The organism is Paenibacillus sp. (assembly GCF_048976745.1).
In the GTDB taxonomy this organism is placed as follows: domain Bacteria; phylum Bacillota; class Bacilli; order Paenibacillales; family Paenibacillaceae; genus Paenibacillus.
Window position 1 is genome coordinate 236,069 of the sequence record NZ_JBHGUU010000006.1, and the last position, 15,274, is coordinate 251,342.

The 15,274-nt window shown below is 39.3% G+C and carries 22 protein-coding genes; 20 read left to right on the forward strand and 2 right to left on the reverse strand.

Annotated elements, in window-relative coordinates; translation table 11 throughout:
- Window positions 1–202: 202 nt before the first annotated feature.
- The 20 genes from ACE3K2_RS07920 to ACE3K2_RS08015 all read left to right on the forward strand — a co-directional run bounded on the left by ACE3K2_RS07920 (window position 203) and on the right by ACE3K2_RS08015 (window position 14,169).
- Window positions 203–970 (forward strand): nucleotidyltransferase domain-containing protein, encoded by a 768-nt coding sequence (locus ACE3K2_RS07920; RefSeq protein ID WP_421888738.1) that lies wholly within the window; start codon window positions 203–205, stop codon window positions 968–970.
- 198 nt (window positions 971–1,168) lie between these two features.
- Window positions 1,169–1,801, forward strand: a complete 633-nt coding sequence (locus tag ACE3K2_RS07925; protein WP_421888740.1) for a hypothetical protein — start codon at window positions 1,169–1,171, stop codon at window positions 1,799–1,801.
- A gap of 68 nt (window positions 1,802–1,869) precedes the next feature.
- The gene (locus ACE3K2_RS07930) at window positions 1,870–2,397 is read left to right on the forward strand and encodes an AAA family ATPase (protein WP_338594913.1); all 528 of its coding nucleotides are present in this window, start codon (window positions 1,870–1,872) and stop codon (window positions 2,395–2,397) included.
- 424 nt (window positions 2,398–2,821) lie between these two features.
- Window positions 2,822–3,391, forward strand: coding sequence for a GNAT family N-acetyltransferase (locus ACE3K2_RS07935; RefSeq protein WP_421888742.1), 570 nt, complete (start codon window positions 2,822–2,824; stop codon window positions 3,389–3,391).
- Between the two features lie 265 nt (window positions 3,392–3,656).
- Entirely contained in the window at window positions 3,657–4,199 is a 543-nt protein-coding gene (locus ACE3K2_RS07940) for a GrpB family protein (protein WP_421888744.1), read from the forward strand.
- A gap of 210 nt (window positions 4,200–4,409) precedes the next feature.
- Window positions 4,410–4,988 carry a DUF4304 domain-containing protein gene (locus ACE3K2_RS07945; RefSeq protein WP_421888746.1) on the forward strand — a complete coding sequence of 193 codons (579 nt, stop codon included), beginning with the start codon at window positions 4,410–4,412 and terminating at the stop codon, window positions 4,986–4,988.
- A 276-nt stretch (window positions 4,989–5,264) separates the two neighbouring features.
- Window positions 5,265–5,627, forward strand: coding sequence for a hypothetical protein (locus ACE3K2_RS07950; protein WP_421888748.1), 363 nt, complete (start codon window positions 5,265–5,267; stop codon window positions 5,625–5,627).
- A 237-nt stretch (window positions 5,628–5,864) separates the two neighbouring features.
- On the forward strand, window positions 5,865–6,188 hold the full coding sequence (locus ACE3K2_RS07955; RefSeq protein WP_421888749.1) for a hypothetical protein: 324 nt from the start codon (window positions 5,865–5,867) through the stop codon (window positions 6,186–6,188).
- A 260-nt stretch (window positions 6,189–6,448) separates the two neighbouring features.
- Window positions 6,449–6,850 (forward strand): GNAT family N-acetyltransferase, encoded by a 402-nt coding sequence (locus ACE3K2_RS07960; protein ID WP_421888751.1) that lies wholly within the window; start codon window positions 6,449–6,451, stop codon window positions 6,848–6,850.
- A gap of 121 nt (window positions 6,851–6,971) precedes the next feature.
- Window positions 6,972–7,373, forward strand: coding sequence for an NUDIX hydrolase (locus ACE3K2_RS07965; RefSeq protein WP_421888753.1), 402 nt, complete (start codon window positions 6,972–6,974; stop codon window positions 7,371–7,373).
- Window positions 7,374–7,663: 290 nt separating this feature from the next.
- Complete coding sequence (locus ACE3K2_RS07970) at window positions 7,664–8,191, forward strand: YfiT family bacillithiol transferase (RefSeq protein ID WP_421888755.1); 528 nt, start codon at window positions 7,664–7,666, stop codon at window positions 8,189–8,191.
- 33 nt (window positions 8,192–8,224) lie between these two features.
- Window positions 8,225–8,620, forward strand: a complete 396-nt coding sequence (locus ACE3K2_RS07975) for a VOC family protein (protein WP_421888757.1) — start codon at window positions 8,225–8,227, stop codon at window positions 8,618–8,620.
- A gap of 135 nt (window positions 8,621–8,755) precedes the next feature.
- A complete protein-coding gene (locus tag ACE3K2_RS07980) occupies window positions 8,756–9,337 on the forward strand; it encodes a helicase (RefSeq protein ID WP_421891067.1) in 582 nt (193 codons plus the stop codon).
- 6 nt (window positions 9,338–9,343) lie between these two features.
- Entirely contained in the window at window positions 9,344–10,000 is a 657-nt protein-coding gene (locus tag ACE3K2_RS07985) for a DUF4367 domain-containing protein (protein WP_421888759.1), read from the forward strand.
- Between the two features lie 30 nt (window positions 10,001–10,030).
- Window positions 10,031–10,513 (forward strand): DinB family protein, encoded by a 483-nt coding sequence (locus ACE3K2_RS07990; RefSeq protein WP_421888761.1) that lies wholly within the window; start codon window positions 10,031–10,033, stop codon window positions 10,511–10,513.
- A gap of 54 nt (window positions 10,514–10,567) precedes the next feature.
- On the forward strand, window positions 10,568–11,107 hold the full coding sequence (locus ACE3K2_RS07995; RefSeq protein ID WP_421888763.1) for a phosphotransferase-like protein: 540 nt from the start codon (window positions 10,568–10,570) through the stop codon (window positions 11,105–11,107).
- Window positions 11,108–11,192: 85 nt separating this feature from the next.
- Window positions 11,193–11,987, forward strand: a complete 795-nt coding sequence (locus tag ACE3K2_RS08000) for an aminoglycoside N(3)-acetyltransferase (protein WP_421888765.1) — start codon at window positions 11,193–11,195, stop codon at window positions 11,985–11,987.
- 37 nt (window positions 11,988–12,024) lie between these two features.
- Window positions 12,025–12,504 carry a DinB family protein gene (locus ACE3K2_RS08005; protein WP_421888767.1) on the forward strand — a complete coding sequence of 160 codons (480 nt, stop codon included), beginning with the start codon at window positions 12,025–12,027 and terminating at the stop codon, window positions 12,502–12,504.
- 87 nt (window positions 12,505–12,591) lie between these two features.
- Window positions 12,592–13,527, forward strand: coding sequence for an acetamidase/formamidase family protein (locus tag ACE3K2_RS08010; RefSeq protein WP_421888769.1), 936 nt, complete (start codon window positions 12,592–12,594; stop codon window positions 13,525–13,527).
- A 45-nt stretch (window positions 13,528–13,572) separates the two neighbouring features.
- Complete coding sequence (locus ACE3K2_RS08015; RefSeq protein WP_421888771.1) at window positions 13,573–14,169, forward strand: HAD-IA family hydrolase; 597 nt, start codon at window positions 13,573–13,575, stop codon at window positions 14,167–14,169.
- 42 nt (window positions 14,170–14,211) lie between these two features.
- Here ACE3K2_RS08015 and ACE3K2_RS08020 read toward each other — a convergent pair whose 3' ends face one another.
- Window positions 14,212–14,661, reverse strand: coding sequence for a DUF1569 domain-containing protein (locus ACE3K2_RS08020; RefSeq protein ID WP_421888773.1), 450 nt, complete (start codon window positions 14,659–14,661; stop codon window positions 14,212–14,214).
- 111 nt (window positions 14,662–14,772) lie between these two features.
- On the reverse strand, window positions 14,773–15,246 hold the full coding sequence (locus ACE3K2_RS08025; RefSeq protein ID WP_421888775.1) for a MarR family winged helix-turn-helix transcriptional regulator: 474 nt from the start codon (window positions 15,244–15,246) through the stop codon (window positions 14,773–14,775).
- Window positions 15,247–15,274 lie beyond the last annotated feature (28 nt).

The following is a 15,274-nucleotide window of genomic DNA, read 5'->3' on the forward strand; positions in this document are numbered from 1 at the left end:
TATCCAAGCTTCGGTCCATTTGGCCCTCGGTCCGGCAGAAGTACGATGTTATTCGCAGAGACAGCTCAGTAGCGGGGAAGTATATTCGGCTGCATCGGGACCACCTAACCGCATTGCGGCTGCCCTTCGGGCATAAGGTGGTGGGACGTCGTGAATACAACGACGTTAGCCGAAAGAAGTTCTTATTTTAGGAGGAATCTATATGAAATTAGAAAAAGTTATAAATAAAATTACCATACAAAGTGAATATAAGGATTTGGTTGATAAGTATGTGGATCATATCCTTAACGAATTCAAAGATAAAATTCATAGCATTTATATGTGTGGCTCGATTCCAAAAGGAACAGCTACACCTTTTAAGTCAGATGCAGACTTTACGATTGTATGTGCAAATCCAGAAGATATTGATTACGAAAGATTGTCAAAGATCAAAGACAGGCTTTTGGAAGAATATCCATTCGTCACTAAGATGGATACGATCATTTGCTCGATTGATGATGTATTAAGTAGACCGAACGATTGGGGTTTTTGGGTTAAGATCATTTGTGTTTGCATATATGGGGAGGATATTGGTGAAAAAGTAGCACCGATCATAATTTCTCCACAATTTATTTTAGACTTAAATATAGAGACCAAGGAAGAAGTAGATCGTGTACGTCGTTCACTTTCTACTGCTAGTGATCACTCAATGAAAACTAGATATATTAAAGGTTACTCTAAGAGATTAATTCGTGCATTATACTCTTTGGTTTTAGAAGATACAGGGGTTTGGGAAGATGAAATCATAAAGATGAAGGATGCCATAATAAACTATTGCTCGATTGACGGCGCTTTAGTTGAGTATCTGTATGCTTGTTACTTGGATAGCGATGTATCTGTTGAAGAGTTTCTGGAAATTGCAGATGAAGTATATGACTATTTTGAGAATGCCTTAATTAGATTGGCTGCTTCCAGAACTTCCTCTGGCTAACAACAACATTTTGACGATACTGGTCACGATGAGAGGCGGTTTCGTCGTATAATATAGTATTCAAGCAGCGGCTCCCAACGGGGCCTTGGTCTGCTACACCTATTTTTTGGAAGCGCTTCATCAAAACCGTTCAACTAATGTTGAACGTTATGATTACAGGAACCTTAGGTAAAATAATGGTTATGAGAGGAGAATTAAATGCATATTAGAGGTGTAATTCTTGAAGGGTATTCCAATGCCGGGAAGACATCAGTCTTAAAAGCAATTAAACGATATCAATCACAAGAAGATTCAGCGGAACGGAGCGTAGTTATTCTTGGAGAACATTATTCTCAAATTTTGAACAATAAACATGGAGAATATGTGAGTCTAACGCGAGAGGAGCACATTGCGTTACTTAAAGAGAGAGTTGAAATGCTAAAGAAACTTAACGATTGGGCAATTCAACTAGGTCCTGCATCTAGAGGATCAAGGGGACTATTTTATGTTCTGGAGAGGTTTCACTTAAATCATCGAGCTGCATTTGCAGATTCGGATTTGGATGAGATAAATAAAATAGAAGAACAGCTGGAGTCTTTAAACGCCAGGTGTATTTTGCTTACAATCTCGCCCGAAGTTGTAGAAGAAAGAATTAAAAGCAGACAACCCGAAGAATGGATCTATAAAACAGAAGAAGAAGTAAGATCGTCGGTAAGTGAATTATTAAAAATCCAAAATGTATTAAGACATCAAGCTCAAATTTCAAGAGTGCCAACAATCGAAATCAATACAGACGGTAAGGATTGGGATGAGTATGTAAAGGTAATTATGGAGAGCAACGACTTCGCTTAACCGGATGTCCCAGCTCAGTCAAGTACACGATGTAAAACTAAACCAGAAGGAGTGATCATTTGATTATTATGATTAATGGTTCATTTGGATCCGGCAAAACCTCGACTTCTCAAAAGCTGCAGCCTCTAATACCTAATAGCATGATTTATGATCCTGAAGAAATTGGATATATGTTGAGAAAGATCTTAACAGAAGAGATCTACTTTGAAGAGGAACGAACGGATGATTTTCAGGATATAGCACTATGGAGAATACTTGTAGTACAGACAGCTCAAGAATTAATGAATAGGTATAAGAAACATCTTATTGTTCCAATGACCATTTATAAGTCCGAAAATTTCAATTACATATTAAATGGATTTAGAAGTATCGATCGAGATACTTTTCATTTTTGCCTCTTAGCATCTGAAGAGACGATCAAAAAACGAATTGAAAAACGTGGAGACAAATTTGATTTTTGGTATCAGGAGCAAACAAATGCGGGTGTACTTGCATTCAAAGATATTAAATTTCAAGAACATATTGACACAGATAATAAAGAAACAGAAGAAGTTATAAGAATAATTTTAAGAAAGATTTCTAAAATCAATTTGTAAGTAATCAACGAAATGACTGACTCCACATAACACAATGTTCATGCATCGGGCTACCCTCGCTGCGGCAGAAGTTAGAAGTGATTTAAAAGAGGTGAATTAAACAGAGAAAATCGGAATTGGAATGATCCAAACACATGAAATTCAAAAGAAATCAGTTAAAATCAAAATTAATATGAGGTGCGTAATGGATCGTAAGATTATTCAAACCGCAAAAGAGATTGCAATAAGAATTATTCGAGAAGCAGGTCTAATCTCTAAGGAGAAGTTTGATAACTTTGTTGAATTGAGATCTACAGACTCATCCGTCCGACTAGCCGCATCGCAGTCGCTCCAATTGTTCTCTTAAGTCGGTGGGAGGGTCATGGATACAAGAACGTTAGCTGAAATTGATGTAGTATAAAAAAATACAAGTCGGAGGAACATTATGTCATTTAAAGATGCATTTATTACTTTTCCTAAGCTTGAAACTGAAAGATTTATATTGAGAGAATTACGTTCTGAGGATGCGAAGGAATATTACAGTTATTTCTCGGATTATGAAGTAACAAAATATTGGGGATATTCAGGGTCCAAAAATATTGAGACCGCTGCAAAGACAATTACAAGATTTGAAAACGCATTCTCTAGAAAAGAAATGATAACTTGGGGAATCGCCACCAAAGATGATGATAAAATTATTGGAACATGTATATTGAACGATTTCGTTAGAGCATCCATGGCTAATGTATCCTACAACCTGTCCAGAGAGTATTGGAGTAAAGGAATAATGACTGAAGTGCTCAGAACCATTATTCCGTATGCATTTAATGTACTTGATATGAATCGGATACAAGCTAAAGTAATGCCTGAAAATAATGCATCTGTACAACTTTTATTAAAGGTGGGATTTGTGCAAGAGGGGCTGCTTCGGGATTTTATATTTGGTGAGACACTTACAGATACTTTGATATTCTCGATTCTAAAGAAAGATTTTATTGAAAGTTCCCCAGGGTGAATTCAATGGTGCCATCAACATCAGCTAGCAAAGTGTTCGAACATCGGGCATCCGCCCTCGGTCCCAAAAGTAGATTCGGAGAAATGGTCTGGGACACATTCTTTAAATAATCATTGTGGGTTAATTCGGACTAATCAGCGACAGCCCAGCGAGGTTAAATCCGTCGGACCCGGTGCGATATATCTTACGCCTCTCAGGTTCGTAGATACAGGAATGTTATCGGAAATATTCGTAAATTTTTATTTTTTGGGAGGGCATCTCAAGGATGAGTGAAAAAACAATAATTATTGAAGATTACAACAATGAATGGCCTGAAATGTTTTCTGATCTAAAATCCATCATAGAACATAGACTCGGGGATCTAGTACTTAGAATTGAGCACGTTGGTAGTACCGCAGTACCGGGACTAGTGGCAAAACCTATTTTAGATATTGATGTAGTAATTGATTCTATGGACTTGCTTCCAGATGTAATTCAAGGATTAGAAAGTTTAGGTTACTATCATGAAGGAAATTTGGGTGTTGAGAACAGAGAAGCTTTTGCAAGAAAAGATGAAAATGTTCCTTATAGTATAGTAAAAGTACAGAAACCTGAACATCATTTATATGTTTGTAATAAAGAGAGCAAAGAGTTATTAAGACATATATCCTTCAGAGATGCATTAATTAGCAATCCCGAATTTGTAGTCGAATATGCCAATCTAAAGAAAGAACTTGCTATTAAATATAGAGAAAATCGTCAGTCTTATACGGATGGGAAGACCGAATTTGTAAATAAAGTACTTAATGAATATGGAAAGAACTTGTAGGTTGCTCAATGGGACTAAAACATCCGATAGCAAATTAACCACGCTGCAGGGGCTAATGCCCCTTGGTCAGTTAGAGATATTTCGTGGAACTCGTATCAGACAGACAACTCCTACGATGCTAGGTCTTCGACCCAGTCGCTGGTGCTCTTTAACCTCTCGGGTTTGTGAATAAAACAACGTTATCGAAAATCTCACAAAGGATATGAAAACGTGAATACTAAAGATTTTAGAAAGGTAATTAGGGTGTATTTTGCTCCAAAACTACATGAGGTTGGGTTTATGGGAACCGATCATCATTTTGTTAAGACAACTGATAATCACTTTATTTACACTCTGGTGATTCAGGCAGATAAAACCGGTGGATCTTGTGTTATGGAGATGGGGGTACATCTAGATTTTCTCCCGAATTCTATTGGTGAATTTAAGTCTTCGAATGAAATCACGACCTATGATTGTGAATTCAGAAAACGTCTTGATAAAAAAGCAAATTGGTTTAAGAGATTTTTTACAGTGGAGCGTGAAAGATGGTTTCAATACGGAGAAACAGACGAGGATGCAATAGTTACTATAGATGAAATGACACAGTTATTTTTGGATCAAGGAATGAGTTATTTTTCGCAATTTAATGATCCTAGGGTGATTACATCAATATCATTGGCCGAGATAATAGCTAGATCTAAGAAGATTAAAGATTTTGGAGCTCCACTTGATTCAAGGTTGGTTTTGTTAATTGCACGAACGCATAAATTTCTAGGTAGTGATAGGGACGCGAAAGATTATGCTCAATGAGGATTAAATAATATTGGGGAAGCAAAAGGACTTATTAAGGACTTTGAGGCCATAGGTCTAGGGAGTTTCTAACATCATATCCGTGTTTCGGCGCCTAAAGGCTCCTCGGTCTGCCGAAGGGAAATAGCAGGGAAGTGTATCCAGCGGACACATTCGTACCGATTAACCGCATCGCGGTCGCTCCAATTGGTCGCGTGCATACAGTAACGTTATCTGCAATTACTGGGAATACATTCAGAACAATATAAAAGCTATTGTGAAAGGAACTTTAAAGAAGTGAACCCATTTCCCAAAGACTATGAATTAGTCGAATTATTCGAGTCAGAACCTAAAATTTTTGATGAAGAAGTGCCATGGTATTATAATAATTTGTTCTTTTCACTGGAAAGGAATGATGTTACTCTAGTATGTTTGCTTCAACCAGCTTATGGAACTTTATCGTTACATGTTAAGGTGAATAATAGCTCTATCTATGATCTTAGTTTTGAAAATGTGGTTGGAATGGAAATAGAAAAATATAATACAAAGGAAATATTAAAGATTATACTAAATGATGAAGACACTATAAAAACCTTATTATTAGAAACCAAGCCAAATATCTACTTGATGTCTACAACGGATAAGAGCTTTAGAATGTAACTCGATGATGTCGACAACAGCAGGAAACATTGTTTTCACCCATCGGACCTATACGTTCCTTGGGTCGCCAGAAGGTAAGGAACCAGGAAGCGGTGTCAGGCGATCAACCCTGCAGTGGCTAAGTGGAAGAGCAACTCGGTCTGCCGACCTTAGATACGTTGAGGCGTCGTGAATGCACGAACGTTATGTGAAAGGCCAGAAGAACGTATAAACCATGAAAATCAAAGGATGAAAGAATTGAGTAAGAAGACATATCTTGTGAATATAGCTTATCTAATTGACTTAACTGACGAAGAATATAAAGAAATTGATGGTGACTTGACTCCTGTACTAGAAAATGAAATTACAATAGGGAGAGATTTGAAATTACATTGGGAGAGCAGTTCCTCTGTATATCTCGATCCAGAAGCAATGAATTGCGGAAGGTGCGCAAAATGTAATTCATGGGCGACTGATAGAGAAAAACCAAATCATATTGATGAACTCAATAACGGAGCTGTTGTTGAGGGGCAATTACTTTGTGATGAGTGTTTGCCAGAGGAGCATAGATGGGCCTTCTAAAAATGGATAATGGTTAGTAATTCGCAGAAGTCTGATCCATCTCACTCTTAGAGTCATTCAGAGCTCGGTCCGGCCAAAGTAAGATAAGGATTGGGAGAAGTATTTGGTAGCTGCAGGGAAGCGGAATCAGCCGTACACATCCGCACCGACTAAGCGCATCACGCCCAGCGACTTCGCCTCTTTAAATCGGTGGGACGTCGTAGATATAAGAAAGGTTATCCAATACTCCTAATTCAAAAAACAAGCATAGGAGCAATATTATGACAATTATTTTCAAAGAAATAAAAGACATTGATACACAGGCAGTTCAAGAACTGTTTCACTCGGTGGACTGGAAATCAGGAGATTTCCCAGAAGATCTTAGACAAGCAATTAACAACTCGCATACGGTTATTACTGCATGGGATGATACCAAATTAGTTGGCTTAATAAATGCATTGTCTGACGGCGTGATGACAGTATATTTTCATTACATGTTAGTACACAAAGAATATCAATCATTAGGAATTGGAAAGAGAATGATGGAACAAATGCTTAGTCTATATTCTAATATAAAAACAAAAGTGCTTATATCTTATGATAGTGCAGAAAAATTCTATGAATTATTTGGATTTAAGCCAGAAGAAGGAACTAAAGCCATGTTTATTTCAGATATGGTATAGCATTTTGTGAGTTTATCAAAGAAGTTGGTAGAATCAGATAACAACAATTTTCAGTTCTAGGCATTTAGCTGTAGCTTTTGGAGGAAGAGTGGTTATTTAAACCAACATAGGAGGAATTAGAATGAAATTTATCGTTTCTGCTAGTGTAATCGTTCTCAATGAACATAATGAGATTTTACTCATGAAAGGTCGAAGAGGTTGGGAAATGCCTCAAGGTTGTGTTGAAGAAGGAGAGACGATTAGGCAGGCAGCAGTTCGAGAAGTGAAAGAGGAAACAGGGATTGACATTGAATTAATTAAATTTTGTGGATTGTATCAGAATATAACGCGCGGCGTATGCAACAATATATTTACTGGAAAACCGATTGGTGGAGCTTTAACTACCAGTGATGAAAGTGATGAGGTGGGCTACTTTACTTTAGAAGAAGCTGGGCAAATGATAACATGGGGGAATTTCTATGACAGAATTCAAAATGCATTAGATGAGAAAAGCCATCCATTTTTGATTGAATTTTCAGAATAAGGGCATCCATCAGAACAATAAATTCACGCATCGAGTTTACTTCCTCGGCCCGCAGACGAGACCTCAATAAATTGTAGAGAAAACGACCCCTTATGACACTCCATAAGCTCTGCATTATGATAGATTCCACTTAAAGTCGCTCCTATCTTGGTTGGTGATGTTCTAAACAAACACCATTCGACCCAAGATCGGGGCGCTTTTTTTGCTTTTTACACTTCGCAAATGGAACATTGTGGGTTATATTGGATATGATTTGGTTCTATAGTAGAGAAATGGAGAGGCGGTCAACTTTGGATGAAAATGTACGCTTTCCGATAGGACACTTTGAGCCAATTTTTAAATTCTCTAATGAAGACCGAATCCACATCATAAGTCAAATTCCCGGAATTACGAAAACCTTAAGAGAGACTACAGAACATCTCAATGATGATCAACTCTGTACTCCTTATCGTGATGGCGGTTGGACAATCACACAGATTGTGCACCACCTTGCGGACAATGACATGAACGCTTATATCAGCTTTAAGAGAGCCTTGACTGAAGATGAACCGATGGCAAGCTCATATCGAGAGGATTTATGGGCATCTTTACATGATTACGGGAACACACCCATCGAAGATTCAATTTTGCTGATGGAGATACTACACAAGCGATTTCTCACGCTGTTGTATGGTTTACATACCGATCAGTTTAGACGAAAACTCCGTACAGAAGTGTTAGGTACAATTTCACTGGATATCGCGATTCAAAGATTTGTATGGCACGGTCAGCATCATATTGCTCAAATTAAATCTTGTATCACATCGCAGAAGTGGTAGGTCTTATACACATCTCAAGTATGGAGGTAACATATGGGAAATGGAAGGATCCTAGGCATAGCTTATAATGTAATTCCAGTGAAAGATTTGGAAGTGTCAGCCGCCTGGTTTGTAAAACATTTTGGATTTAACATTCGCCACCAACGCGAAGGATATTTGAGTTTATTTCGAGGTGATCGCCCAATTTTGGACTTGATCCAAAGCGATAATGAAACACGAGCGACATTTGAAGTGCATCAGAAAAAGAGATGGGTCATTACATTTTTCACTGATGATATTGCTGTTTTACATAACTATTTAACATTAGAGAATGTGAAGGTCGGGGCAATTAGTGATGAGGGACAGTATGGGAAGTTTTTTGTGTTAGAAGATCTGGACGGCAACCTATTTGATGTGTGGGAACACCATGATTGTGAATTGAATTTCTAATGAGGAGCCTTGGTCTGCTGCTATAAGTCACCTAGGAAGTGTATGTAAACGGATTCAGAAATAGGTGAGTTACAGAATTTGATATATAAACTGAACTAATAGAATTTAATCTATATTAAGGGGGTTCGGATATTGATTGAAGATGAGAACGTAAACCCTGACTGTTCAGTTGAAATAAGAACTGTAGACATTGGCGGCTTCACAAAGCCACAGCTTATTCAGAAACTGGACCAATACTCTATTTCATTGAATAAATATGGAGAACAGTTATTAAATGATGAGAGATTTATAGTCTCCAGTAGAAAGCAAAGCTTGCAAACGGTTGAGTTAACCGTCAGACAACTTGGATTTTCGGATGGTGCTACGACTTTTGAGCTCTTTCGAAGAGCAAATGATCTTGGGTTAGAATGTTGTCCGGTTGAGTTAGGACCTTATCTAAGAATGCAATATTTGGATCAGCCCGAGATATGTTCTACCAATATTTCAGAGGGTAACAAAGCTCCGTCCGGCTCCATTACTATAGCATCTGAAGCTCTTACGGAGGATAATGATTTTCCAAAAGGTTTTTATCTCAGACGAATAAACGACACGTTATGGTTACGAGGATATCTTGCAGACCATTTGCATATTTGGAGCCCTCATGATCGCTTTATCTTTTGCAGGGCTCAGCTTCTATTGTATGAGGATCAGGAAGATGTTTTGAAAGGAAAGGAGTGAAGATCAATGGATATCAAAAACAAAAGCGGAGATGTGCTTGGAAAAATTCAAATTGAATCCTTACGCAATGATCATGCGATTGACCGGATTGTCATTGACTTAAAGTCTGGTGAAGGGAAGGCGATATATACCGCAGATGTTACAGAGAACCAATTCACGCAACAGACCAATTATGCAGCTATTCCATGGGAAGACGGTTTGGAACAATTGCAACGACTTTATTCTCCATGGCAGCAGAAATTTCCGATTGATTCTGATATAGATGCCATTCATGTATTTTATGGATTTGATAATTTAACTCCGCAAGAAATTGATGAAATGATTGAAGAAAGTAACAGGTCAGGCAGAAATGTAGTGATCCGAGACCTGAAGCCTAATAATAAGGTTGTGGGCATCAGCATCACATATAAAGAGTATGGTGGTTATAAACTTAACATTTTCGGGACAACAAAGAGTCGGATCGCATTGCCTGATCATGATGGTACTACGGTTAAGCAAGCAGCCATACGTGGCGTCCAAGCATTTTATATTTTCGATAATGAAACTTCCCAATTGATATGGATCGAAGAGGATGTGCATGGGAAGGCGCTGCAATACGAGATCATTGGCAGAAACATGTCAGAAGATCTTGTGATGAAGATTGCGAAGTCTATGAACGGATAATGTTTATATTAATCTGAGTGAGGTGCAACGATGAGTTACAAAGCTATTCTCATAGACCAATTAAACGCCTGTTATCATGACAAGAGCTGGTTTATTCCTCTTCATGATATTTTGACAGACCTCAATGCGGCGGAGGCCGCTTATGTAAAGAATGAGGGGGAGCACTCCATTTGGGCAATCGTCAATCATCTTATTTTCTGGAATGAGAAGTGGCTTGAGAGATATATTGCCGAACAGGTCGACGGACAGCATTCAGTGAATAATGAGGATACATTTGCCGTAGATCCGTCTAACTTGAATGATGTGGAGTGGGGCAAGACATTACATAGACTGAAAACCGTCTTTGGTGATTGGAACAGGGCACTTGAAGATAGTGAAGAACATAAATTGACCCGTGAAATCCCTTCCTATTTCAACGCGCCATGGTGGGGAGTTGTATCAAATCTATGTATTCATAATGCCTATCATATTGGCCAGATCATGCTGCTCAAAAAATCAATGAAACACACATAGTACAAGCTGTATTACGTTTATAAAATTATACTTAAACAAAGGAAGATGACTATCATGGAAAAAGGCAAAATTATATTTTTGAACGGTGTAACCAGCTCTGGTAAAACTTCAATTGTAGAGGCGATGCAATCATACGATGATCCGTTTTTCTATGTTGTGGCTAATGATTTATTTGAAAATACGATTGGTGATAAACATCTTCAGACGAATTACTGGAAGTATCTGAGTGAAGCGATTGTAATGATGTATCATACGGCAAAAGTATTTTCAGACCATGGAAAGCATGTTCTGATCGATGGCATACTTGTGGAAAGACCAGAGCTCGCGCCGCATTATGAACAAGTCAAACAGATTTTTGAAGGATATCCACTGGATATTGTGGAACTGCACTGTCCTCTCGATATCTGTCGTCAGCGGAACATTGAACGTGGTGATCGAAGAGAAGAGCAATCGGATGAGCAGCATCAAATCATGGCCCAAAACATTAACTATAGCTACTCCATTGATACAAGTATGAACACACCGGAAGAATGTGCAGAAAAGATTATTGCAGTACTGTTCAAGCCCCATCATGAACCATTGAAAAATATGTAAAGATGATATTACGAAGCTCTAGTGGAATCGATATCAAGTAAACAACTTTGTCCGCTTTTGTCTAGAGGGTGAAATGAGGAATCCAATGGAGTCACAAACAAGAAAAAGTATAGTTAATGATTTAAAGTCAATGGGGATAAGGGAGGGCATGACGGTAATCGTGCATTCCTCCTTCAAAGCAATAGGTACGGTTATAGGCGGCCCGGTAAGTGTTATTTTAGCTCTGGAAGAAGCCGTTGGAATCAATGGAACCATTGTCATGCCCACTCAAACAGAACATCTTTGTGAACCTTCAGAGCATGACGCGAACCTGTCTTCAGAGGAAATTGAGTTCATTAAAGACAATATGCCTATTTATTATCCTGATCTAACCCCAACCTCGTATATGGGCATCATTCCTGAGGTGTTTCGGAGGCAAGATGGTGTGTTACGAAGCTCACATCCGCACATGTCTTTTGCTGCCTGGGGGAAAGAGGCAAAACGAATAACGGAAGATCACAACTTGCATTATGCATTAAATGAGAGATCTCCATTAGGAAAAATCTATGATTTGAGTGGATACATTCTGTTACTTGGTGCGCCTACAAATAGTAACACCTCCTTGCACCTGGCCGAGTATAAACAGCAGAATACATTCGTTAAGCCAAAAGTCTGGGGAGTAAAAATGCTGGTGGATGGAATTGAACAATGGACTACATATGATGATATTAACAATGAATCGGATGATTTTGAATTGATTTTTAATGAGTTTAAGATCCAGACTACCGCTGTTACAGAAGGAATGGTAGGGAAAGCTGTAAGTTATTTGATACCCCAAAGAGAGATGGTTGATTATGCTTTGGGATGGATGAATCGGAACCGAAGAGAATATATAGAGTAGTGAATCATTTCAAAAAGAAAGAAGGGGAAATGTGATCATGACCAAAGAGATTGAAGATTTGCTTCAAACTTTTGAAGAATGGGCGTTGTTTGTCAAAACGATGACTCATCTCGATGAGAAGACCTGGAATTCCAGTATGGAAGAAGGGAAGTGGACGATAAAATCAATCGTAAGTCATATCATGTTATGGGATCGATATTTTTACGGAGAAGCGATTGAGAAGATTGCTCTGAAGCAGGCAGTTACCTTGAAACATATGAATTTTGAAGAGTTTAATCGCAAGGCTATTGAGTATGGTAACCGAACAGAGACGTCCGAAATCGTAAATAAGGCGATCACGTACCGCCATAAAATTATGAATGATATTCGCGGGCTATCGGAAGAACAGCTTCATCAGACGTATTTGGACGCAGAGGGTAACGTATTTTATATTCCCCAATACCTTAAAGATTTTATATGGCATGACCAGCATCATATGGAACCATTGAAGAAATATCTTGCCAACCTCGAAGCGTAGAGGATTTAGCCTGTAGGAGGCGGCACGGAATGCAGCATGTGGCGTGCTTTGAATATGATACGTATCCCAAACCAAGGAGGGATTGTAGTGAGTACTCATACGATTGAATTAACTCAGGAAAATCTGATTGGTTCATTTACCAAAGAGGTGACTCCTATTTTGAGCCTGAAATCTGGTGATTCCATTCGTTTTCAGACGCTGGATGCGGGCTGGGGAACGGGTGTGAGTTATGCGGAACGCATGAAACCTTTTGATCGGCAAGGTGAAAAAGATGGAGGTCATGCATTAATCGGTCCGATCTATATCGAAGAGGCGAAGCAAGGACAGACGTTGGAGATTGTTTTCAATGAGATCGTACCCGGGAGTTACGGATTTACTTCCGCTGGCGGATATCCGAACTGGCAGAACCAGAAGTTACATCTAACAGAGGTTGAAGAACTATCGCTGAATTGGACACTTGATCGCCACACGATGAGAGGAACCTGTGAAATAAACGGGAAGCCCTTCACGGTATCTCTCTCGCCGTTCATGGGAGTCGTGGGAATGCCACCTGAAGCTGGAGGAATTCATACGACTTGGCCACCACGTTATTGTGGAGGGAACATCGACTGCAAGGAACTGGTGCAGGGAAGTAAATTATACTTACCTATCCCCGTAGACGGAGCTTATCTCGCGATTGGTGATGGTCATGCACGGCAGGGAGATGGTGAAGTCAGCTGTCAGGCCATTGAATGTCCAATGGAAGTGGTGGATGTCACGATCAACGTGATTGATGATATGATTTTGACCAATCCTCGTGCACATACGCCATCCAGCTGGATTACCTTCGGTTTTCATGAAGATCTGAATGAGGCTACGGTTCAAGCATTAGACGGGATGCTCAATCTAATGGGAGAACTGTATGGTCTAAATCGAGTGGAAGCGATTGCGCTTGGAAGCGCGGTAATTGACCTGCGTATCACCCAAATTGTGAATGGCGTGAAGGGTGTGCATGCTGTTCTTCCGCATGATGCGTTTAAGTAACTTGAGGTCTGCAATACGTCATATTGAAATTTGGGGGACGATAAAATGAAAGGCAGACCACAGATCGTTTTAGATATCGCAGGTGTACTGTTAAGTAATATGTCGTTAACGTGCTGGAGAGATATGATTCAGGAAACCAACCTATCCGCAGAATCTTTGAAAGTACATTTTGCAGGAATCAAACGAAAGCTCTGGACAGGAATGATGAGGGAAGAAGAGTTCTGGCAATCGTTGAAGGAGATGTATCCCGAATTATCAATAAGCCGAGCGAAGGACATCTTGTACAATTCAATTGTTCCCTTACCAGCCACTCAATACCTTGAGCGATGGAGTGAGTCCGCCGATATCCATCTGCTCAGCAATCATTGCAAGGAATGGATTGAACCGAATCTGAGCTATTTAAGCTCATTTACCAAAAGTGTAACCATCTCTAATCAAGTGGGGTTATGCAAACCTGAGATTGAAATATACCAACGGGTCGAAACCTTCCTGGTAGCTGGAGAAGAGGTTCTATTTATAGATGATCAAGAGAAAAATTTACATTCTGCTAAGCTACTTGGCTGGAAGACATTACTGGCTGACGAAGAAGGAGACTGGGTTAATGAAGTTGAGTCATTGCTAAGGAAGTTCATCAATGCATAACAAGTATAATCCATAAGTTCTAAAAAAATGTTCGTTTACGAATCACACTCCAAATTGCTTTAGATGATGATCTAAATGTTTATAGATGCCTATACCCCATTGCTCAGGTGTTAATCTTCCGAAAAAAGGATGGGGGTGAGAGGAGCATTTTCTTTGACCAAGACTCTGGAAAGTTGTAATCTTTTGTTTCAGTTTCTCTTTCTCTACGATAAACTCTCTGTTGTCTTCTATAATAATTGTTGGGATGGTCGACATATTATGCGGTAATGGCTTTTCGTTATAAAACATCGGTTTGGCGAACCTTCCAACGAGCCTCCCTAGCAATCCTCTAGGTGGAAAAGCATTCCCCATGGGAATGTCTTGAAATGCCGAGCAATGTGCCAGCATTTGAGGGACCTGCATGTTTCCCCATTGAGGCTTGGAATTTGCACTGAGTCTATCAATACGCTCTACGATTTCCACAGCATGCGTTTTATTGAAAATACTTTTCATATGAACACCCCAATCATTGTTTTGGATTAGATTAAATGGTTTGGATTTCAGATATGCAGTGATTCGATGTCATCTCAGCTTTACTGTGTAGTCCGCTTGACTAAAGCAACTCTACTCATTCGCCTTATTGCTAAACTGTGTAATTTCCTTTTCTAAAATTTTTCCGACTTGGCCGAGAGCATTCGTTATCTCTAATAATTGCTTCGGATCAAGGTGAGCCATAATATACTGATTCCATTCATCGTACTGTGTATAGATCGCTTCCAGCACTTCTTCTCCTTTCGCCGTTAATTCAAGCAACTTGGTTCGTCGGTCTGTCGGATGGTCTTTGTACATAGTGAGCCCTTCATCGGTTAATACATCTGCAATGCGCTGTACACTTTGGCGGGCTAGCCCCATATCACGGGCGATTTTGGCTACTGTCGGTGTACCATGTCCAATGCGACCCAATACCTGCCATCGGGCACTGCTCTGATGGAGTGGACGTGTAACGATGTCCCCCGAACGCATCAATAACCCATGAATCTGAAAGATGTGGAGGGAAAACTTGCTTAGCGGATCTTCTATATTTTGGTTGTATTTCATATGTTTATCTTAATTCATTGACAGTATG